This is a genomic window from Maribacter sp. 2-571 (assembly GCF_050589625.1).
In the GTDB taxonomy this organism is placed as follows: domain Bacteria; phylum Bacteroidota; class Bacteroidia; order Flavobacteriales; family Flavobacteriaceae; genus Pelagihabitans.
Genome location: NZ_JBNGOP010000016.1, coordinates 83286 through 103747, shown reverse-complemented (window position 1 = coordinate 103747; position 20462 = coordinate 83286). Strand labels below are relative to the sequence as shown.

The following is a 20462-nucleotide window of genomic DNA, read 5'->3' as shown; positions in this document are numbered from 1 at the left end:
CTTTTTCACGGCTATTCTGGCAGAATCAATATCTTTGGTCTACATGCTACACCGTCTTATACCATTTTAACTTTGAAATAGTATAAACCAGGTGTAGCAGCGATATTAAATACATTCCATGAAAAAAATTGTAATCCTATTGCTCGTTGTCGCATTTCATAAGGTATTGCCGGCACAAAATGCCAACCTGATCAAAAACGCGAAGATTACCTTTAGCTTTTTATCCAACGAAGTCGATGGCAGTGTATCGGGCTTTAGCTCTTCTTCGGTAATCGATTTGAAGGAACCGGGCAATACGGTACTGAAGGGTTCGGTAGCCACCGAAACCCTGAAAACCGGAAATTTTTTAAGGGATTGGAGCCTAAAGGGCGGAAAGTATTTTGATACGGAAACCTACCCAAAAATCTCGTTCCGGAGCACCTCGGTCGAAGCGACCGATAGCGGATTTGATGTGGAAGGAAAGCTAACCATCAAAAAAACGACGCTGCCCATTCGCATAAGCTTTATAAAAACAGGAACCAACCTGACCGGTAAGACTACGATAAACGCCTACGATTACGGGATAAAAGTAAAGAAGAAAAAAGAGGATAACCTAGTTGCGGTCCAATTCGTTTTTAACTTAAAATGATCAATAAAAATAACAAATGGTATTATCTTTGCCTTCCAAGGAATTACAGGCCTTTAAGCCACTTTCATAGCGGGCCAATTGCCGAGCCTATACGAGCATACCCTGTTCTCCAAATCTCATTCCAGAATTTTGTGTTAACAACATTGGAAAATTATTTTCCCTTGCCATGGCACATAGGCCCGAACGCGCCAATAGCGGTTCCCTATCCATACCGATGAAATGCCAATTTTTCCGGCCAAAAGGAAATGGGCACTAGTTTTCGTGCAGGGCCTAGTATCGAATAGCGACAGGATGATTACCTTCGCACTTTAAAAGTTGCCATTATGTGGGTTTGGACCTTATTTATTGTATTGATATTGGTTTTTTTAGCGCTCGACCTTGGAGTTTTTAACAAGGAAGCTCATGTGGTAAAAACCAAAGAAGCCAGCATTTGGACGGCCGTTTGGGTGACCATAGCCCTCAGCTTCAGTGGGGTCATCTATTGGTTGTTTTCCCAGGGCATCGTAGCCAACCCGACCGGACTTACCCCCGACAATGCCGTGCTCAAGTATGTTACGGGCTATTTGATCGAACTTTCCCTGAGCATCGACAACGTATTTGTAATCGCGGTCATTTTTTCATCGTTTAAAATTCCGGCCCTCTACCAGCACCGGGTGTTGTTCTGGGGTATTTTAGGGGCGATCGTCTTTCGAGGACTTACCATTTTGTTCGGGGTGGCCTTGATCAATAAATTTGATTGGATCATCTATGTTTTCGGGCTGTTTTTGCTATGGACCGCCTTTAAAATGCTAAAGGGTGAAGATGACGATTTCGATCCCAAAAAATCCTTTGTCTTCCGGCAGGTGAAAAAAGTATATCCTATTACCGGTACCATTCAAGGAAACAAGTTTTTTGTCAAAAAAATGGGCATTAAGGCCGCTACGCCCCTATTTGTAGCTTTGGTGATCATTGAATTGACCGATATCCTTTTCGCCTTGGACAGCATTCCGGCCATCTTGGCCATTACCGCCGACCCCTTTATCGTTTTCAGTTCCAACATCCTGGCCATTTTAGGGCTACGCTCCATGTATTTCTTGGTTTCCCGTATGTTGGAGAAGTTTCGGTACATCAACTACAGCTTGGTCATCATTTTGGCGTTCGTAGGGTTGAAAATGTTGTTCTCACATCACATTGCCTTGCCCGAATGGCTATCGTTGGCCGTAATTTCGGTGGCCTTGATCGGCGGTATCGTAGCATCGGTGGCCATCAAGGAAAACGATGCCGAACAATAACGGTTTACGCCCCCTTTTTGTTTGAAAAGACGATACCGTAAATTTTGGCCGCCGCCCAGTTGCCCATGGGGAAATAGAGGGCAAAAAACAGTGCCATTCCCAAACTAAAATTTCGGATACCAAAAAACTGATCGAGAAGATTATCGGGATAGGCATAGGACGATTGCAGCGCATAGCCCCCGAACTCCAGAAGGCCCATAGCGATAAGCCCATACGCATATTGTGCGTGAAAAGGGAGCTTTCGCAACAACAGTGAGATCGGGATCATGTATAACAGGTATACCGTAATAACCTGCCACCAATAGGTAAATCGGGCAATTTCGACCTGGGTACCGAACCAATCCATGCCCATGCCCCATAAAAAGTACAGTACCGCATAGACCAGCACCAACCTTTTGTCCACTTGTAGCTGTGATTTCGCCCAACGAAAAAACTCTTGCATCGTATCCATAATTTACTGCCGCCTTGTTTAGTGCGGCAATGTTGCATTTTTCCCTCCTTATTTGGAGCTGATTTTTCTATCGATAATCCCCAAGGCATCGGAGACCGTCTGCATCTGGTCCATATCCTCGTTTTCCAAGGTGATGTCAAAAGCATCTTCCACATCGAGCACGATATCCACCAAATTGGCCGAATTGATGTTCAGTTCGTCTATAAAATGACTGGAGTCGGTAATACGGTCCACCGCAACATCTTCTGGGAGATATACCGCAATAATTTTTTTCAGGATAGCGTATCGTTCTGTTGACATGGTTTGGATGGAGTTTGGTTTCCTGACCAGAATAAAAAAGCGCGTTCAAAAAGCGCCTTTTTAATATCAGTCGTTAAAAGCCCTAAAAATAACACAAGCATTTACATCTCCAAAACCAAAACTGGCCTTGATTACGGTTTTTGGTGCTACGGCCATGGTCCGCTGCGGTACTTTCTCGCGGGAAACCAAGGCCCCGATTTCGGGATGCAGGTCTTCGGAGTTACGGTTGCCGAACACTTTACCTTCGGAAAGTTGCAGCACAGCGGCGACACATTCGATACTTCCGGCCGCTGCCAAACAATGCCCGACAAGACTCTTAAACGAATTGATGAAGGGAAAATCCGATCCGGAACGCCCTAAAGCGGTACACCAGTTGGCCACCTCAAAAGCATCTTTTCCAGTTGCGGTCAAATGGCCGCTAATAGTATCGATTTCGGATGCGAGCACGCCCGAAACCCGTAACGCACTGTCGATACAACGCACTACGGCTTCACCGTTGGGAGCGGTCATACTTCCCGTGCCCCGTTGACCACCGCTATTTACCGTACCCCCAAGCACCTCTGCGTAAATATGGGCGCCCCGGGCCTTGGCGCTCTCCAGGGATTCCAGTACCAAGGCGCCGGCACCGCTACCGGGCACAAAACCGGCCGCAGTGGCACTCATGGGCCTACTGGCCTCCATTGGACGATCGTTATACTTGCGGGGTAAAATACGCATGCTATCAAACCCCGCCCAAATATAGGGTCCGCTATCACTACAACTGCCCACGAGCATTCGTTTGGCCTTTCCGGCGCAGATCCGATCATACCCCATCAATACCCCTTCGGTACCGGTAGTACAGGCCGAGGAATTGGTGGTCACCTGATTTCCGGAACCCAATATTCCACCCAAATAAGCGCTGATACCACTGGCCATAACCTGCATTACGGCCGTACTGCCCAAACGGCGAACGTTGCCCTGATCAATGGCCAATATGGATTCGCGGAACTTATCGGCGCCAAGGATACCCGTACCGAAGATGATACCGCTATCCCAATCGGGTCGTTCCTTTTCGGCCATCGGCAGTCCTGCATCCTTCCAGGCATCGGTTCCCGCAATTGCACCGTAAACCAGGCCGCTGGCATTCATTCCCCGCAATTGCAAAGGGCTAAAATACCGATTCAAATGGCTCTCGGTCACCTCGGGTTTTCCCGCAATCTGGCAAGAAAACCGTAAGCGGGCCAACTCGGGCCGAAAACGAATACCGGAAACACCATCGGTCATGGCCTCGCAAAACGCCTTTAGTCCGATGCCGTTCGGCGCGCATATCCCTAAGCCCGTAATGACCACCCTATTGTCCATCCGCAGTCGTTTTGATCATTCCGGCAAGCGTACCCTTACACACCATAGTACCTTCTTCGTTGTACATGTTCACCTTACACTTCAATTTTTGAAAACGGAAGTATTGCTTTTCCGAAATTACGGTCACCCGCTCACCAGGATGCACCGTCGCCAAAAACTCCATTTCCGCGCTGCTCATTCCCAATAGCAAATCTTTTAAGCCGGTTTGTTGCCGTTGTAGCAGGTAAATTCCCAAACTGACCAATCCGATCTGTGCACAGCATTCGGTCAAGAGCACGCCCGGTGTTACCGGATGCTCCTTAAAGTGCCCTTTATAAAAATCCGCATCCTTCAAAAAGGTATAAGAGCCCTTTGCACCATTATCATCGATATGTTCCAACGCATCCACGAACAAAAACGGAGGGGCATAGGGCAACGCTTCCAAAACCGATCGGTATTTCATATTATACTAAGGTTGATTACGACCGGTCCAAAGCCGTAAAATTACTACAATCATCAAAAAACGGACTATCGCAAACTCTCCCCACCATCGACCGTGATTACCGTTCCCGTAATCCATTGCGCCTCCTTTGTAGTCAACAAATAGGCAACATTGGCGACATCTTCCGGTACCGTCAAACGCTTATTGGGGTTGCGCAACAATGCATTTTCCTTTAAGGTCTCATGCCCGGGAATACGTTCAAAGGAGGGCGTAAGCGTTACCCCTGCCTGAATGCAATTGGCCTTGATACCCACGGGCGCAAATTCCAAAGCGATGTTACGGGTAATGGCCTCAAGGGCGGCCTTTGCCGCCGAAACGGCCGCATAATTGGCCCAAGCCTTGGTATTGCCCTCACTGGTATACGAAATGACCCGGGCATCCTCGGCAAAAAGGCCGTGGTCATAGAGGGCCTTGGTCCATTCGAACAAGCTACTTGCCATAGCCGCTATGGTGAGTCCAAAATCCTGTCCGTTCAATTCCGTTTTTTCCGGCGATCGCATGGGTTTTAGGTTTCCTTTCGCCAAACTGTGCACCAACACGTCGATACGGGCTCCATCCTCCAGAACTTCCTTTATCCGATGTATTATTTCGCTTCTATTTTCTTGCTTCAAGGCGTCCATATTGAACAAATGAACCCTATTCCCACTTAAAGTAATTTCTTTAAAAGCATCATTAATTTGCTCCAAATCAGTTCTTCTATCGCGATGTATGATGAAAACCGAAAAACCTTCTTGCAACAGTTTTTTGGCAGTAGCAAAACCTAGCCCACTACTCCCTCCCAATATGATGGCCGTCCGTTTTGTGGACGCTTTCTTATTCATATTTTCAACTCTTGTCGCCATACTTGAATTATTTTTTTAGCCTTGGTACAATAGGACTTCCACAGTTGATGTTGCCACAAATCGTTTCATCCCATTTAGCCTTACCACTCCAAAAGGATACGTTGGGCCGAAAAACCGGGGCCAAAGCTGAGCATCAGGCCTTTTTCCCCAGGTTTGGGGTGTTTTTTCATAAAACGTTCCAACACGTACAACACCGTGGCACTGCTCATATTTCCATAACGGCGCAACACCTCCTTGGTATCATCGATGTTTTTTCCCAGTTCCCCGAAAAGCCCTTCTACCGTCTGAACGATTTTTTTTCCTCCCGGGTGAAAAATGAGGTGCTCGATATTGTTGATATCGGTTCCGTATTTTTCCAGAAAGGGATGTACAATATTCGGAAAATGATCGGATATCGCCTGGGGCACACCGGGGTCCAATATCATTTGCAGTCCGAAGTCGGTCAGGTCAAAACCCATCAAATGCGTGGTATCGGTAAAATGGTACATTTCACTACCGCACATCCTTGGCCCTTCTGCCGCTTCCTCGGACGACAAGAGCACACAGGCGGCGCCATCACCAAAAATGGCGGCACTCACCATATTGGCCATCGAAAAATCGTTTAATTGAAAGGTTGCGGTCGGACTTTCCACGGCAACAACGGCAGCTCTTTTGCCCGGGTTGGCCTTTAAAAAATTTTGGGCGTAAAGCAATCCTGAAATTCCTGCCGCACAACCCATTTCGGTAACGGGGAGCCGCACCACATCCTGCCGCATGCCCAATGCATCGATGAGATAGGCGTCCAAAGACGGTATCATAATACCCGTACAACTTACGGTAATAATAAAATCCAGGGTATCGGCTGCCCATTCGGCTTTTTGCAATGCATTTTGAAGCACCTGGGTACCCAACGTTTTCACTTCCCGCACGTAGATGGCGTTTTTATCCTGAAAGGAAGTCACCGAAAAAACATCCTCGGGATCCATAATGCTATAGCGCTTGTCTACCGCGGCCCCTTGAAAAATCTTTAATACTTTACGCTGAAATCGTTTCTCCTGGCCTGCGAGCCAGAGTTCCACAAAAGGCAATATATCCTTGGTTTCCCTACTAAAGGGCGGTAATTGTTTTGCCACTTGGACAATACGGGTATCGTTCATATCGTTTTAGGTCGCTTGGGTTGCATAATCCATACATATCGGAATGCCCATTTCCACTTTATTTTATGATTCATTTGCGGTAGTGCCTTGGCAAAAGCCAACAGTTCCCGTTTTTTAAAGCCTTTCCGGATAGAAATGAGTCCATCAATTTTGGCGGTCGGTGTTCGAATAAAAAAAATACTGAATGCCTTGAACAAATAAAAGGCCAAGGCGCTTCTATGCAGGTCGTTATTGACCACGGCGATATCGGTCAAACGCGCAAATTGGGCCAGGAGCACCCTTAGGTCCCCATCGGTAAAATGATGGGTCATCAAAGTGGTAACCAATATATCACATGTAAAGTCCGCTTCGGACAATTGCAATACATCTTGCTCGCGATACCGGATTTCTGGGAAGTCCTTGGACGCCGCTCTGGCCAGCTCCAAGGCATCCACACTGAGGTCCAAGCCCAAAAAATCGGCCGTGACCCCCTTTTTACGGCACAACAGCGCTAGGGCCCTTAGCATACTACCGTCCGCACAACCGACATCCACTATCGTGTACCGCTCCCTAGGGTTAGCGCTCAACAAACGATGGACGGCCGCAACGGTGATCTTGTTTCCGCCCAAAATACGGTTTACGTTGTTGATATCCTCCAAAACCGATTGGAGCGTTTCCGGAGTACCCTGAAAATTATCCATGATCTCCGGATCGGTACTTCTTGTTTTCAATCCTTTTAGCATACCAAAGGTTTTCCGTGGGTATTCGCAATAATTTTTTGGAGCAACCAAGAGGAACGCGCTACCGTCGCCATGGCCGTTCGGGACAACTGCGGATTTAAAAGCAATTTTTGCAGGATGCGTCCCGTTCGCATGCGCACGGCAAACTGTTCGTTCCAACTTTTGGTATATGCTTTTTCCAGTTGTGTTCGGTCACTATCGGAAACACTGAAATACCGCAGCACGGCTTCCGAAGCGATCTTGGCGCTATGAATGGCCATCGCCATTCCATTTCCGCAAAGCGGGTGAATGAGTCCCGCCGTATCGCCACACATCAACATATGGTCCACCACCGCCCGTTTTGGCGCAAAGGAGATCTGCGCAATGGTCAACGGGGCATCGAACAACGGCTCGGCTTTTTTTAAAAAAGCGCCCAGATGAGGATTTTTGGAGACCACCTTCTGTTGAAATGAAGCGATATCGGGATATTTTTGAAACGTAGCGTAGCTTGCCAAATAACAGAAGTTTACGGCGCCGGTCTCCGTTTTTGATAGCCCGCCGTAACCGCCTTCAAAGTTGTGCAGTGCAACAAGATCGTCCGAAAAGCCGGTATAACGGTAGTGGGCCTTTACCCCCAACCAGCTGGACTTGTTACGAATAAAATTCCGTTGCAATCGTTTGTCCAACGCATCCCGCTTTCCATAGGCACCGATGGCCACAGTGGCATTGATGTCCCCATCTACATCCGTACCGATCGCGAACCGTCCGTCGGCGGTCGAATAGCGTACCGACTTAACCGTGCGTTTCATCACTTTGACCCCAAGTGTTAGGGCATGGCGATATAGCGTATCGTCCAAACAATGACGGCTTAGGCCGATACCGCCCAAGGGCAGTTGAACGTCGACCATACGGCCATTTACCGTACTAAGCTGCAAATGCCGAATCCGCTGATAGGGAATTTGCCCAAGGGGCACTCCCATCCGTTCCAAGTAGGGAACGACCTCCTCGGACACATATTCTCCGCAAACTTTGTGATGTGGGTAGGTCTTTTTTTCGAAAAGTACGATTGAAAGTCCCTCCTTCGCCAAATGAATGGCGGCGGTCAATCCGGCCAGGCCTCCTCCCACGATAGCAACATCATAGCAATTCATTACAGTGAAGATACTGAACTCCGTTCTCTTTTTTTGGTTTTATATGAATTTAGCCCAAGTTTCCAAGAAGCGGCCCAACGGGCAGGAAATTTCCATCCGAAACGAATAGATTCCCACGGGCCAAACAACTCCCGGCTGCTATCCGAACAATGGGAACGTACGTACTATTGAAAACAAAAAAATCCCGAGAATTCCCGGGATTTTTTGTGCTATACCCTTTAAAATCGCAGTCAGCTATGTCTTATGCCATTTTAACTTTGAAATGGTATTATTACTGTCCCGCTTTTTCCTTGGCCTCTTGTTTTAGCTCCTCATCGGCAACGATGGCAAGCTCTACCCTGCGGTTCTTTGCTTTTCCTTCGGTGGTCGTATTGTCCCCTACCGGTTGTCCCTCTCCGTACCACTTGGTGGTAAAGCGGCCGTTAGAAATACCTTGCCCCACCAAATAGCGTGTTACGGATTCTGCCCGTTGTTTGGAAAGGCTCATATTATAATCCTCTGGTCCGGCACTATCGGTATGGCCCTCCACCAAAATATAGGAATGTGGATATTCCTTGAATATTCCGGCCAATTTGTCCAATGTGGTAGCGGAAGTTCCTTTTACGCTGGATTTGTTGGTGTCAAAATATACCCCGGCGTCTTCCGTAAAGGTTACGTTGATTCCTTCCCCTACCCGGGTTACTTCGGCACCGGGAATTTCGGATTCGATGCGTTCGGCCTGTCGGTCCATACGGTTTCCGATATAACCACCGGCCGCACCACCGACAACTGCGCCGATGATGGCACCGAGTGCCGTATTCCCTTTGCCGACATTATTTCCGATGACACCGCCCAACACGGCACCCCCACTTGCACCGATAACGGCACCTTTTTGGGTTTTGTTGGCGTTCTGTACTGTTTTACAGGCCGTAAACATGGTCAATGCCATTACGGCGCTAAATATTTTAATCGTATTGCTATGCATTGTTCTATTTTTTAGTGAATTGATAAACGATGGTCACTCGATCCGCACCTACCGTGCTGTTCGACTTTAAGACCATTTGGGTAGCGGACAAGGAGCTGATGTTCAAGCGATATCCCTGTCCCCCGGAAATATCCTTGTTCTTTTCATCGATACGTTTGAACTGTAATTGGTTCGGGCTCCCATCGACAACGGACCATCGGATATACCGATCACCGCCCGTACAAAGGGACGAAGCGGAAAGGGTATAGCGACCTGTGCTATTATTGTCCCTAAAAAACCAATCACTGCCTTCAAAACAGATGTCCTTGGCATCGTTGAAGAGGGTGGATTGGAAGCTTCCCGAACTATTTTCATAAGAAACATCAGTGAGCGTCCATGTACCGCTCAATAGGTTGCGTTGTTCCCGTACCGCCTTGGATAGAGAACAGGAGCTGATGGTAAATCCCAGCGCCAGAAAAAATAAAAGTGTTTTGTTCATTGGGGTGTTTTTTATAATTCTATATACGTGTCCGACCGCTTGCTTGGCCTTGAAAAAACGTTAAATGATGTTAATTGATTGCAAAGATGAGGCAAAAGCGGTCAAGTGATTGCCCCATATCGAAGATGCTTTGATGCTTTTCGCTAAAGAAGACCGAAAAATGGGACAAAAAAACCGGCAACTTAAAATGGTATTAATATGCCAATAGGTCCAGTAATTCCGATTCGAAACGTCCTTTGGGCAAATAACCGTCCTCAAGGTTTTTTGCAAAAGGGATGGGCGTTTCTTCACTGGCCACCCGTTTGATAGGTCCGTCCAAATACGCAAAACAATGCTCTGTAACCAATGCGGAAATATCACTGGCCACACCCCCGAACAGGCTGTCTTCCTGGAGAATAATGAGTTTTCCCGTTTTTTGTACCGATTGGAATATTGTTTCGGTATCCAAGGGAGCGAGCGTCCTTAGATCGATAAGTTCGGCCTGGATGCCCGGATGCTTCGCCAACGTATCCATTGCCCAATGGACCGCTGCACCATAACTCACGATGGTAATGGCATCACCGGACCGCAGTATCGATGCCTTGCCAAAAGGAAGGGTATAGTAGTCGGTCGGCACTTCTTGGTCAACACTTCTATAGAGTCCTTTGTGCTCAAAAAACAGCACGGGATTGGGGTCCGCTATCGCGGTAGCCAGTAACCCTTTGGCGTCATAGGGAAAAGCGGGATACACTACTTTTAAACCCGGTGTTTTGGTAAACCAGGCTTCGTTCGTCTGCGAATGGAAGGGTCCGGCGCCTACATCGCCCCCACAGGGCATCCGTATGACCACGTCGGCCTTTTCGCCCCATCGATAATGGCTTTTGGCCAGGTAGTTTACAATCGGATTAAAACCGGTACTCGCAAAATCGGCGAATTGCATTTCAACAACGGCTTTCATACCTGCAATGGAAAGGCCCATCGCGGCCGAAACCACGGCCGATTCACAGATCGGTGTATTACGCACCCGTTCTTTTCCAAACTCCTGTACGAACCCCTCCGTAATTTTGAAAACACCGCCATAGTCCGCAATATCCTGACCCATGATAACCAGATTTTGATACTGCTCCATGGCTTGTCGCAGCCCTTGGGAAATTGCATCTACAAAACGAATTTTTTCAGTATTATTACCAATTTTAATTTCTTTAAAATCAAATGGTTTGTATACATCATTTAATTCATCACTTTTATTATACTGTACAGACTCCTCGGCGAAAACGGTTTTCAAATGGGTATCGATTTCCGCTGTAATTTCCGATTTAAGCTCCGCTATGCGGGAACCCGTTAGCAACCCTTCTTCCCGCAGAAAAGTCTCATAGTTTTCCAAAGGGTCCTTCGCCGCCCATTTGGCCATAAGTGCCTCCGGAACATATTTGGTACCGCTCGCCTCTTCATGACCGCGCATACGAAAGGTTTTAAATTCCAAAAGCACGGGGCGGGGATGTGATAACATGCTTTTTCTTAGGGAATCGATCAGGGCATATACCTCTAGCACATTGTTGCCATCTAGAAAATGGGATTCCATACCATACCCTGGGCCGCGATCTACCAAATTGTCACAATTATACTGCTCCTTGGTCGGGGTCGAAAGTCCGTATCCATTGTTTTCGATGCAAAATAGTACCGGCAAGTTCCAAACCGAGGCGATATTGAGCGCTTCATGAAAGTCACCCTCGCTGGTTCCCCCTTCCCCGCTGAAAACCGCGGTCACTTTCTTGTCCCCCGTAATGGTATGGGCCAATGCGATACCGTCGGCAACACCCATTTGCGGACCCAAATGCGAGATCATTCCAACAATTTTATGTTCTTGGCTGCCAAAGTGAAAACTGCGGTCCCGCCCCTTGGTAAAACCATTTGCCTTGCCCTGCCATTGCGAGAACAATCGATTCAACGGAATACCCCTGCTGACGAACACTCCCAGGTTCCGGTGCATGGGAAGTATATATTCCGCTTCGTCCAAGGCGGTGGTAACGCCTACCGAAACGGCTTCTTGCCCGATACCACTGAACCATTTGGAAATTTTACCCTGTCGGAGTAGGATAAGCATCTTTTCCTCGATCATTCGTGAGGTCAACATCCTTTGGTAAAGCAATACCGATGTCGCGTCCGAAATGCCCTTGTTTTGGTACTTCATGTTATATTTTGGCGTTTTTTAATACAATCTAAGGATAAATGTAACGAAAATGCACGCTTAAAACAGCATCCGTACGCTATTCCATCCTTCCAATATTTACTAACTTTGTTATAATTCTAATTGAACCGGTTCAAACGTCTTGTTCGGAACCCATAAAATTTGCATTTGTGCCGTTTTGTAGTCGTTTTTAGAAAACGTGATAGGAATCGAGTTCCTGAAAATAACGGGATAGCGATGTAAAATGTGATTTTTGAAGGTCGGAAAACAAGCCTGTACAGGTTCACTAAATAAAGGGCATGAATACAATACCCAGTGTCGATTTACGGGATTTCATATCGGATGACCCCGCACGGAAACAAAAATTTACCGAGGATATCGGCAATGCCTTTGGTGATATCGGTTTTGTCGCCTTGAGCGGTCATTTTCTATCAGAGGCGCTGGTAGCGGATCTTTACACCGAAATAAAAGCGTTTTTTGAGCTGCCACAGCAAACCAAGGACAAGTATGAAATTGCAGGTATCGGCGGGCAACGGGGATATACTTCTTTTGGAAAAGAACATGCGAAAGGACGAAAAGAAGGCGATTTAAAGGAGTTTTGGCATTTTGGGCAGTACGTTACGGACAACCCCGCCCTGGAAAAGGAATATCACGATAACGTGTTGGTAGCGGAACTTCCCAAATTCAACATTGTGGGCAAGGAAACCTATCGGATGTTGGAAAAAACGGCCAAATACGTGTTGCGGGCACTTGCACTGCACCTTGATCTGGAGGAGACCTACTTCGACAAGTTTATCAAGAACGGGAACTCCATTTTAAGACCCATACATTACCCACCTATTACCGACGAACCAAAAAACGCGGAACGGGCCGCCGCGCATGGAGATATCAACCTGATCACCCTGTTGATGGGCGCACACGGTAAAGGGCTTCAAGTGCAAAACCACCAAGGAGAATGGATCGACGCCATTGCGCGACCCGACCAACTGATGATAAACGTAGGCGACATGCTGTCCCGTTTGACCAACAACAGGCTAAAATCTACCATACATAAAGTGGTGAACCCCCCAAGGGAACTTTGGGGAACATCGCGCTATTCGATTCCCTTTTTCATGCATCCCATTAGCGAAATGCCATTGAACTGTCTGGAAAACTGTGTTGACGACAACAAACCAAAACAATTCGAGGACATTACCGCAGGGGAATTTTTGCATGAAAGGCTTATCGAACTCGGGCTGGTAAAAGCCTAAACGACATGTTTTTCACAGTACCGATGCCCCATTATCAACAAAACACCAACTATCCATGGATCTCAAAGACCAACTAAAAAACCTTTTTCCGGAGCATGTACCCGAAAAAGAGGTGGAAAAACCGGCCAAATCGGAAGTTTGGTTGCAGGAGGAACCCATTCTCTGCAAGTATGAAAAGCGCAAAGGAAAACCGATTACCATTTTGGACGGGTACAACGGCGCCGAAAGCGATTTCAAAAAACTGGCAAAAACGTTGAAGACCACCCTAGGGGTCGGCGGAAGTTTCAAACAGGGCACCATCATCATACAAGGAGATTACAGGGACAAGATCATGGCCATTTTAAAGGAGAAAGGCTTTAAAGTAAAGCGCGTCGGGGGTTGATCATGCCGGAGAAACGGAACGGGGACATTTTTAAAAACACGGATAGCTACACTTTGTGTTAATTTAATTTTGTTTGTTTCGATTAAATGCTATTTTTAATAGCTAGAACCAATACCTAAGTCCAATGAGCTCAGTTTTACACATCACGAACGGGGATTTTTTTACCGACCGTTTGAAGAAACTTCATTGGAAAGGCGATATCATTACATGGCGCGAAATGTTGTGCGAGGGAAAAACCTTGACCAGCGTAGGTAGCGAATCGTTCTGGAAGGCCCGCTTCGATTTTCTGCATAAAAACTACCGCATTTCAAAGTCCTCCTTTATCGAAAAGACCCTAAAGGAATACCGTTCGCTCTGCAATCACAAACAGCAGGACGAAATTGTATTGTGGTTTGAATACGATCTTTTTTGCCAGATCAATATGTTAGCGGTGATCAGCTGGCTAAAAACCCATCGGAAGTACGCCCAGGTTTCCCTGGTATGTAGCGGCAAAGAGGACAATAGCGACCGTCTTTTCACCCTCGACCAACTCTCCGATGAGCAATTGTCGGCCCTTTACCAAAAAAAGATAACCCTGACTCAGGACGATATCGAGTACGCGGACTACGTTTGGCAGCTCTACTGCAGCGACAATCCTATGCGGCTGGAAAACCTTACCGATTTTGATCAGTATCAATTCCATTACCTCTCCGACGCAATAAAAATGCATCTGCAGCGATTTCCATCGATTCGCAATGGTTTGAACCATATGGAAAATACCATTTTGAAGCTGGCAGTACAGGAGAAACCCTCCAATAAAAAGGAATTCCTGCGTGCACTACTGCAAAATCAAAATTGGCTGGGATTCGGGAACAGCCAGTACAATAGGGCAATCCTTCGCCTAAAACCGCTGTTTTCCTCTTTTAATCCCGTTCGCCTATCGAACAAAGGAAAGGACATATTGGCGGAAAAAACAAGCTACTATTCGGGATTACAGGACCATGAAGTATACTTGGGCGGCGCATTGAAGTACAGCTACCTTTACAACACGGATACCGATCGAATACTGAAACTGTAGTATGCCCCTAGCCCCGTCCGAACTGATCCTTAACGAGGATGGCTCCATTTATCATTTATGTCTCCGACCGGAGGATATTGCCAAAACCATCATTTTTGTGGGTGATCCCGAAAGGGTCCCGCAGGTTTCCAAACACTTTGATAGGATTACCGTTTGTAGGAACAAAAGGGAGTTCCATACCCATACCGGATATTTGAACGAAAAAAAATTGACCGTGATTTCCACAGGTATCGGAACGGACAATATCGATATCGTTCTAAATGAATTGGATGCATTGGTCAACATCGATTTTGAAAGTCGGACCATAAAAAAGGAACGAACGATACTGGACATTGTGCGCATCGGTACTTCCGGCGCCGTGCAGCCCGATATTCCCGTAGATTCCTTTTTACTGAGCGAATTCGCACTGGGACTGGACGGACTAATGCACCACTACCAACACCAGCTAGATGGGAAACAGCGACTGGCCAAGGCCTTTGTATCCCAAACAAAGTGGGCAAAGGAAAAAGCCGTGCCCTACAGCCTTCCCTGCGACGAAAACCTTAAAGATCATTTTATCTCAAATCGTATACGATTTGGGGTGACGGTAACCAATACCGGATTTTACGGCCCTCAAGGAAGAAATTTGCGCTTGCGGGCTTCCAATCTTGCGTTTTTTGAACAGTTGACCAGTTTTCGATACGGCGACCACCAAATAACCAACTTGGAAATGGAAACCTCAGGGATATACCTGTTGGCAAGCTTATTGGGACACCGGGCAGTCTCCTTGAACGCCATTTTGGCCAATCGGGCCACTGGCGCCTTTTCCATCAAGGCCTCGGAAACGGTGCAGGAACTTATTCAATATGCTCTGGACCGTTTGGCCTCTGCCGGTACCGAACCGTGAACATCCAAAACGGAAAAACTATAAAACCAAAACCCCTTATTGATTACGTTCGATATGAAAACAGTAAAAATCGTAGGCGTACCGGAACATTTTAACTTCCCTTGGCATTTGGCCATTGACGAAGGTGCTTTTGAAGAAAGGGGCATCGACCTGCAATGGACCGATGTACCCGAAGGAACGGGAAGGATGAGCGAGTTGCTGGCTTCCGGGGAAGCGGACCTCGCCATTATTTTAACCGAGGGCATCGTAAAAAGCATCACCTCCGGAAATACCGTCAAAATCGTTCAAAAATATATAGAGAGCCCCTTGCGCTGGGGCATCCATGTAGGGGCAAAAAGTAATTTTAGGGAAATAAGCGATTTAAAAGGGGCAAAAGTGGCCATTAGTCGTTTCGGCAGCGGTAGTCATCTCATGGCCTACGTACATGCCGAAAATGAAGGCTGGGATACCGGTTCGTTACGGTTTGAGGTCGTCGACCATTTGGATGGTGCCGTGGAAGCGCTCACCAATGGCAATGCCGATTACTTTATGTGGGAACACTTTACCACAAAACCCTTGGTAGACAACGGCACCTTTAGACGATTGGGCGACTGCCCTACCCCATGGCCCTGTTTTGTTATCGCCGCAACGGACCGTTTCTCGTCCACGGAACAGGCCTGTTTGAAGCATGTATGCGAGCTCATCAAAAAATATACCGTTGAGTTTAAAAACATTCCCAGTATCGACCGCACCTTGTCCAACCGCTATGGGCAGACCCTACCGGACATTCAGGAATGGCTACGGCTTACCGAGTGGAGCCAGGAACCGCTATCCGCTTCAGGCTTAAGGATGGTTCAGGAACAACTTTCGAAGTTGGAACTGATCGATACCATACTGCCATCGGAAAAACTGCTCCTAATTCCATAACAACAAGCAATAACGCTTAGATTTTAAAAGTACTTTTTTATCAGCCGCTGAAATTTAAGGTCCGATAACGGTTTTTGCATGTAACGTGAAACATAGGGGTTCTTTTTCGCCTTGGCTTTATCCGTTTCATCAGTACTTACCGTAATCATCACGATTACGATTTTATCCTTGATTTCCTGGGGAATCGAGGATTCGTACCGTTTTAGAAACCCCCATCCGTCCATAACGGGCATATGAATGTCCAAGATGAGCAAACAGGGTCCTACAAAGGAATCATTGATAAAGCGAAGTGCTTCTTCTCCGTTTAGTGCGATATTCACCTTAACGTCCAACCCTAATTGGTTGATAAAGATGGAGTTAATAAAATTGTTCGCATGGTCATCGTCTACCAATAAGATAGAGCGAAGGTTTGGTGTGGTGGTTTTCAAATGGTTGAATTTAGTTTGATATTCTTATATAAAAGTAATACTTTTCTTTGCCTTTAATCGCTAAAAGAAACATAAATATCAGTTTTCAACCGGGTTGCTCGTGAATATCACAACATCCCTCAAGCCTTATATTTTCAATGGGATCACTCTTTTCTAGGATGGCATGCCGTTGTATTCAACTCTTTTTTAAGATGTAGGAAAATCACAATACAGCTCCTTTTTTTAAATCGAAAAAAAAGGCTTTGACCAAGTATCGCTTTTCCATTTAACGCCAATAAACCTTAGCGATCGTTACCGATTAAACCCAAAAACAAAGGACAGCGAACATAAGGCTGTCTCAAATGTAAAATTACCAAAGCGGTAAAGCCAAAAATAGCTTTAGAGGGTACTAGAAAAAATAGAAGTTATGTCGGTATCCCCAGGCCTACCATACGATAGGGACTTTGCCCTGCTGCTGCAACAAGGCATTGGTTTTACCAAAATGACCGTTCCCGAACCAATATCCCCTATTGGCGCTCAAGGGAGATGGGTGGCCAGAGGTGAGCACGTGGTGCTTTATGGTGTCCACCAAACTGCTCTTCTTTTTTGCAAAACCGCCCCAAAGCAGAAAAACCACTCCCTCCCGCTTCTTCGAAAGGGTACGGATCACCGCATCCGTAAACGTTTCCCATCCCTTTCCCTGATGGCTACCGGCGCTATGCGCGCGAACGGTAAGTGTAGCGTTCAGTAGCAAAACTCCTTGTTTTGCCCAACGTTCCAAACTTCCGTTTTTTGGATAAGCGGTACCGATATCCTTTTCTATTTCCTTAAAGATATTGATCAGTGAAGGCGGATGCGGCATGTGTTCCTGAACCGAAAAACAAAGTCCGTTCGCTTGTGAAGGGCCATGATAGGGGTCCTGCCCTATGATGACCACCTTTGTGTCATCGTAGGCGCAATGGTCAAAAGCGGCAAAAATATCCTTTCCTTTTGGGTAGCAAACGTGGTCGGTATATTCCTTCTTGACAAATTGGGCCAATTGTTGAAAATAAGGCTGTTCAAATTCGTCCTGCAACTGCGTTTTCCAACTCGGGGCGATCGTAACGTTCATAGCGGTATGGGTATTGGGCATCAAAAATACCTTTTTTCCCACTTCTAGAACAACTTTGCGGGATCTGAACCCGGAAGCGTTTTTTCCATAGGACATCCCCTTGGCGCCATAACTTTAGCCTTTCGGCATACTTCGGGTTTCGCCCCTAATACATACCTTTGCTCCGTTTTACACCACAGATGCGAGCAATACGACAAAAAACCCTACAAGACCTGGAGTTCCCCACAGTACTGGAACAGCTTTCCGGTCGTTGCAATACCGAATTGGGAAAAGAGGCCGCCCTGGCGCTCTCCCCCTTCACCGATGAAACCAAGCTTTTACGGGCGCTGGGCCATACTGCGGAATACCAATCCTCCTTAATCAGCGAAAACCGTATTCCAAATCATGGTTTCGATGCGATCTCGACCGAGCTGAAGCTCCTTAAAATTGAAAACACCACTTTGGAAGTAAAAGGGTTCCGAAGGATTTCCGGCATCTGCGAAACCATCAATCTGCATAAAAAATTCTTTAAAAAATTTAAGGAGTATTATCCCTTGCTGTATGCCTTTTCGGAAGAGGTTGAGGCCAACAAGGAAATTCCCGCACAGATCGACACCATTATCGATCGTTTTGGCGAAGTAAAGGACCGTGCGTCCGATACGCTCTTTTCCATACGCCGCCAGATAAACCAGGTACGCGGAAAGATCGGACAGAGTTTTGCAACGGCTCTGAATTTGTACCACGGATCGGATTATTTGGACGATATCCGGGAATCGGTCGTTGAAAATAGGCGGGTACTGGCGGTCAAGGCCATGTACCGAAGAAAGGTGAAGGGAACCGTCATGGGATCTTCCAAAACGGGAAGTATCGTTTACATTGAGCCCGAAGCGTCCTTAAAGTACAGCCGGGAACTGAACAATTTGGAGTTTGATGAAAAAGAGGAGATCCAGCGCATTTTAAACGCGCTTAGCGACTTTCTAAGACCGTTTTCCGAACCCCTGCGCGACTATCAGGTCTTTTTAACGGAAATGGACGTAACCGCGGCCAAAGCCAAGTACGCCTCGGAAATGGATGCCTTGTTCCCGAACATCAATACGGAAAAAAGACTTTTTCTAAGGGACGCCTATCACCCGTTACTCTACCTCAGCAACCGCATGCGGAACGAAACCACCTACCCGCAAACCATTGCCCTGGAACCGGAAAACCGGATCATCGTGATTTCCGGACCCAATGCGGGCGGTAAAAGCATTACCCTAAAGACCATAGGACTCTTGCAGGTAATGCTCCAATCGGGATTGTTGATTCCGGTACATGAAAGGAGTTCTGTCTGTTTCTTTGATCAGGTATTGACCGATATCGGTGACAACCAATCCATAGAAAACCACTTGAGCACCTATAGCTATCGGCTAAAGAACATGAACCGTTTCCTAAAGACTTGTGATGCGGATACGCTCTTTTTGATCGATGAGTTCGGTACCGGTAGCGATCCGGAACTCGGAGGGGCGCTGGCCGAAGCTTTTCTAGAGGTGTTCTACGAACGGGGCGCGTTTGGCGTTATTACCACCCACTATGCCAACCTGAAGGCCTTGGCCGATGAATTGGCCCATACGACCAACGCCAACATGTTGTTCGACGGCAAAACGCTGGAACCGACCTTTCAATTGGTACTCGGGGAAGCGGGAAGTTCGTTCACTTTTGAGGTCGCCCAGAAGAATGGCATCCCCTACTCCCTCATAAACAAGGCTAAGAAGAAGATAGAGCGCGGAAAAGTCCGTTTTGACGCCACTATAGCCAAATTACAGAAAGAACGCAGCAAAATGGCCAAAACGGGCTCTAGACTGCAAGAGGAGGAACAACGGGCAAAAGAGGAAGCGTTGCGATTGGAAAAGCTGAACGATAAGATAAAGACAAAGCTGGAAAACTACCAAGAGCTTTATGACCATGATCAACGCATGATCCATTTGGGAAATAAAGTGGACAAGGCGGCCAACAGCTATTTTAAGACGAATAAAAAGCGCATCTTGGTATCCGAACTGTTACGGATCGTAGAAACCGAGAACAGTAAGCGCAAGAAAAAATCGGCCAAAGAGGACCGTGCGGAACGCGCCAGAAAGGCAAAAGTGGCCCAGGAGGCCCAAAAGGAGGTAAAGGTAATCCGGGAGAAAAAGGCCGTGGCAAAGAAAAAGGGGCTCAAAAAAAACCCCGAAGCCCCAAAACCCGAACTAAAGCTTGGGGACCGGGTGCGCATGACGGACGGAAAGGCCGTGGGCTCCATAGACAAACTGGAAAAGGGAAAAGCGGTGGTCAACTACGGAATGTTCACCACCAGTGTAAGCGTCTCCCAATTGGAGCTCGTGGAACGGGCGTAAAAGATGGTAATACCTTACCGAAAATCGTATACGATTATATCCAAGTTGCCTATTTTTCGGTGGGTTTCGATAAAAAGCGTGCGTATGACCATTGGGATGTATTTATTCGCAAAGCGTTACGGACACTGGAACAACTAACGCTACCCAAACGAAGTTTCTAGGACCGAAACCTGAGAAACGGATTTTTTTGTATTGAAACCATCCGCT

General features: G+C 46.9%; 21 protein-coding genes. 8 read left to right on the top strand and 13 right to left on the bottom strand.

The genetic code is table 11. The features are described from left to right. The first annotated feature begins 118 nt into the window (after positions 1–118). Positions 119–628, top strand: coding sequence for a YceI family protein (locus tag ACRD7P_RS12900; protein ID WP_430908036.1), 510 nt, complete (start codon positions 119–121; stop codon positions 626–628). A gap of 323 nt (positions 629–951) precedes the next feature. Next, positions 952–1899 carry a TerC family protein gene (locus tag ACRD7P_RS12895; protein WP_430908035.1) on the top strand — a complete coding sequence of 316 codons (948 nt, stop codon included), beginning with the start codon at positions 952–954 and terminating at the stop codon, positions 1897–1899. A gap of 4 nt (positions 1900–1903) precedes the next feature. Here ACRD7P_RS12895 and ACRD7P_RS12890 read toward each other — a convergent pair whose 3' ends face one another. From ACRD7P_RS12890 to ACRD7P_RS12840, 11 genes are all read right to left on the bottom strand, one after another. After that, positions 1904–2341 carry a hypothetical protein gene (locus ACRD7P_RS12890; protein ID WP_430908034.1) on the bottom strand — a complete coding sequence of 146 codons (438 nt, stop codon included), beginning with the start codon at positions 2339–2341 and terminating at the stop codon, positions 1904–1906. 57 nt (positions 2342–2398) lie between these two features. After that, the gene (locus ACRD7P_RS12885) at positions 2399–2650 is read right to left on the bottom strand and encodes an acyl carrier protein (RefSeq protein ID WP_430908033.1); all 252 of its coding nucleotides are present in this window, start codon (positions 2648–2650) and stop codon (positions 2399–2401) included. A gap of 66 nt (positions 2651–2716) precedes the next feature. Further along, positions 2717–3991, bottom strand: coding sequence for a beta-ketoacyl-[acyl-carrier-protein] synthase family protein (locus tag ACRD7P_RS12880; protein WP_430908032.1), 1275 nt, complete (start codon positions 3989–3991; stop codon positions 2717–2719). Next, entirely contained in the window at positions 3981–4433 is a 453-nt protein-coding gene (locus tag ACRD7P_RS12875; protein ID WP_430908031.1) for a 3-hydroxyacyl-ACP dehydratase FabZ family protein, read from the bottom strand. The genes ACRD7P_RS12880 and ACRD7P_RS12875 overlap by 11 nt, the downstream gene beginning before the upstream one ends. Before the next feature lie 65 nt (positions 4434–4498). Continuing rightward, positions 4499–5314, bottom strand: coding sequence for an SDR family NAD(P)-dependent oxidoreductase (locus ACRD7P_RS12870; RefSeq protein WP_430908030.1), 816 nt, complete (start codon positions 5312–5314; stop codon positions 4499–4501). A gap of 80 nt (positions 5315–5394) precedes the next feature. After that, positions 5395–6450, bottom strand: coding sequence for a type III polyketide synthase (locus tag ACRD7P_RS12865; protein WP_430908029.1), 1056 nt, complete (start codon positions 6448–6450; stop codon positions 5395–5397). After that, entirely contained in the window at positions 6447–7172 is a 726-nt protein-coding gene (locus ACRD7P_RS12860; protein WP_430908028.1) for a methyltransferase domain-containing protein, read from the bottom strand. The genes ACRD7P_RS12865 and ACRD7P_RS12860 overlap by 4 nt, the downstream gene beginning before the upstream one ends. Beyond that, positions 7166–8299, bottom strand: a complete 1134-nt coding sequence (locus ACRD7P_RS12855; RefSeq protein ID WP_430908027.1) for an NAD(P)/FAD-dependent oxidoreductase — start codon at positions 8297–8299, stop codon at positions 7166–7168. Before ACRD7P_RS12855 ends, ACRD7P_RS12860 begins: the two co-directional genes overlap by 7 nt. Before the next feature lie 271 nt (positions 8300–8570). Then, positions 8571–9263, bottom strand: coding sequence for an OmpA family protein (locus ACRD7P_RS12850; RefSeq protein WP_430908026.1), 693 nt, complete (start codon positions 9261–9263; stop codon positions 8571–8573). Between the two features lie 4 nt (positions 9264–9267). Further along, entirely contained in the window at positions 9268–9741 is a 474-nt protein-coding gene (locus tag ACRD7P_RS12845; protein ID WP_430908025.1) for a lipocalin family protein, read from the bottom strand. Positions 9742–9934: 193 nt separating this feature from the next. Then, complete coding sequence (locus ACRD7P_RS12840) at positions 9935–11911, bottom strand: alpha-ketoacid dehydrogenase subunit alpha/beta (protein ID WP_430908024.1); 1977 nt, start codon at positions 11909–11911, stop codon at positions 9935–9937. 296 nt (positions 11912–12207) lie between these two features. Here ACRD7P_RS12840 and ACRD7P_RS12835 point away from each other — a divergent pair, with 296 nt between their 5' ends. From ACRD7P_RS12835 to ACRD7P_RS12815, 5 genes are all read left to right on the top strand, one after another. Next, on the top strand, positions 12208–13158 hold the full coding sequence (locus ACRD7P_RS12835; protein WP_430908023.1) for an isopenicillin N synthase family dioxygenase: 951 nt from the start codon (positions 12208–12210) through the stop codon (positions 13156–13158). A 55-nt stretch (positions 13159–13213) separates the two neighbouring features. Further along, positions 13214–13540 (top strand): translation initiation factor, encoded by a 327-nt coding sequence (locus tag ACRD7P_RS12830; protein WP_430908022.1) that lies wholly within the window; start codon positions 13214–13216, stop codon positions 13538–13540. Between the two features lie 124 nt (positions 13541–13664). Beyond that, entirely contained in the window at positions 13665–14597 is a 933-nt protein-coding gene (locus tag ACRD7P_RS12825) for a DUF1835 domain-containing protein (RefSeq protein WP_430908021.1), read from the top strand. 1 nt (position 14598) lies between these two features. Then, the gene (locus tag ACRD7P_RS12820; protein WP_430908020.1) at positions 14599–15483 is read left to right on the top strand and encodes a nucleoside phosphorylase; all 885 of its coding nucleotides are present in this window, start codon (positions 14599–14601) and stop codon (positions 15481–15483) included. 54 nt (positions 15484–15537) lie between these two features. Then, positions 15538–16389: a substrate-binding domain-containing protein gene (locus ACRD7P_RS12815; RefSeq protein WP_430908019.1), complete on the top strand. Its 852-nt coding sequence runs from the start codon at positions 15538–15540 to the stop codon at positions 16387–16389. A 23-nt stretch (positions 16390–16412) separates the two neighbouring features. Here the strand turns inward: ACRD7P_RS12815 and ACRD7P_RS12810 are convergent, their stop codons facing one another. Then, on the bottom strand, positions 16413–16817 hold the full coding sequence (locus tag ACRD7P_RS12810) for a response regulator (RefSeq protein WP_430908018.1): 405 nt from the start codon (positions 16815–16817) through the stop codon (positions 16413–16415). A 424-nt stretch (positions 16818–17241) separates the two neighbouring features. After that, the gene (locus ACRD7P_RS12805) at positions 17242–17907 is read right to left on the bottom strand and encodes a uracil-DNA glycosylase (RefSeq protein WP_430908060.1); all 666 of its coding nucleotides are present in this window, start codon (positions 17905–17907) and stop codon (positions 17242–17244) included. A gap of 179 nt (positions 17908–18086) precedes the next feature. Here ACRD7P_RS12805 and ACRD7P_RS12800 point away from each other — a divergent pair, with 179 nt between their 5' ends. Next, the gene (locus tag ACRD7P_RS12800; protein WP_430908017.1) at positions 18087–20255 is read left to right on the top strand and encodes an endonuclease MutS2; all 2169 of its coding nucleotides are present in this window, start codon (positions 18087–18089) and stop codon (positions 20253–20255) included. Positions 20256–20462 lie beyond the last annotated feature (207 nt).

Excerpts from the sequence above, each read along its gene's own strand:
- ACRD7P_RS12900 (WP_430908036.1), top strand. The coding sequence starts at position 119 with ATGAAAAAAATTGTAATCCTATTGCTCGTTGTCGCATTTCATAAGGTA.
- ACRD7P_RS12895 (WP_430908035.1), top strand. The coding sequence starts at position 952 with ATGTGGGTTTGGACCTTATTTATTGTATTGATATTGGTTTTTTTAGCG.
- ACRD7P_RS12890 (WP_430908034.1), bottom strand. The coding sequence starts at position 2,341 with ATGCAAGAGTTTTTTCGTTGGGCGAAATCACAGCTACAAGTGGACAAA.
- ACRD7P_RS12885 (WP_430908033.1), bottom strand. The coding sequence starts at position 2,650 with ATGTCAACAGAACGATACGCTATCCTGAAAAAAATTATTGCGGTATAT.
- ACRD7P_RS12880 (WP_430908032.1), bottom strand. The coding sequence starts at position 3,991 with ATGGACAATAGGGTGGTCATTACGGGCTTAGGGATATGCGCGCCGAAC.
- ACRD7P_RS12875 (WP_430908031.1), bottom strand. The coding sequence starts at position 4,433 with ATGAAATACCGATCGGTTTTGGAAGCGTTGCCCTATGCCCCTCCGTTT.
- ACRD7P_RS12870 (WP_430908030.1), bottom strand. The coding sequence starts at position 5,314 with ATGGCGACAAGAGTTGAAAATATGAATAAGAAAGCGTCCACAAAACGG.
- ACRD7P_RS12865 (WP_430908029.1), bottom strand. The coding sequence starts at position 6,450 with ATGAACGATACCCGTATTGTCCAAGTGGCAAAACAATTACCGCCCTTT.
- ACRD7P_RS12860 (WP_430908028.1), bottom strand. The coding sequence starts at position 7,172 with ATGCTAAAAGGATTGAAAACAAGAAGTACCGATCCGGAGATCATGGAT.
- ACRD7P_RS12855 (WP_430908027.1), bottom strand. The coding sequence starts at position 8,299 with ATGAATTGCTATGATGTTGCTATCGTGGGAGGAGGCCTGGCCGGATTG.
- ACRD7P_RS12850 (WP_430908026.1), bottom strand. The coding sequence starts at position 9,263 with ATGCATAGCAATACGATTAAAATATTTAGCGCCGTAATGGCATTGACC.
- ACRD7P_RS12845 (WP_430908025.1), bottom strand. The coding sequence starts at position 9,741 with ATGAACAAAACACTTTTATTTTTTCTGGCGCTGGGATTTACCATCAGC.
- ACRD7P_RS12840 (WP_430908024.1), bottom strand. The coding sequence starts at position 11,911 with ATGAAGTACCAAAACAAGGGCATTTCGGACGCGACATCGGTATTGCTT.
- ACRD7P_RS12835 (WP_430908023.1), top strand. The coding sequence starts at position 12,208 with ATGAATACAATACCCAGTGTCGATTTACGGGATTTCATATCGGATGAC.
- ACRD7P_RS12830 (WP_430908022.1), top strand. The coding sequence starts at position 13,214 with ATGGATCTCAAAGACCAACTAAAAAACCTTTTTCCGGAGCATGTACCC.
- ACRD7P_RS12825 (WP_430908021.1), top strand. The coding sequence starts at position 13,665 with ATGAGCTCAGTTTTACACATCACGAACGGGGATTTTTTTACCGACCGT.
- ACRD7P_RS12820 (WP_430908020.1), top strand. The coding sequence starts at position 14,599 with ATGCCCCTAGCCCCGTCCGAACTGATCCTTAACGAGGATGGCTCCATT.
- ACRD7P_RS12815 (WP_430908019.1), top strand. The coding sequence starts at position 15,538 with ATGAAAACAGTAAAAATCGTAGGCGTACCGGAACATTTTAACTTCCCT.
- ACRD7P_RS12805 (WP_430908060.1), bottom strand. The coding sequence starts at position 17,907 with ATGAACGTTACGATCGCCCCGAGTTGGAAAACGCAGTTGCAGGACGAA.
- ACRD7P_RS12800 (WP_430908017.1), top strand. The coding sequence starts at position 18,087 with ATGCGAGCAATACGACAAAAAACCCTACAAGACCTGGAGTTCCCCACA.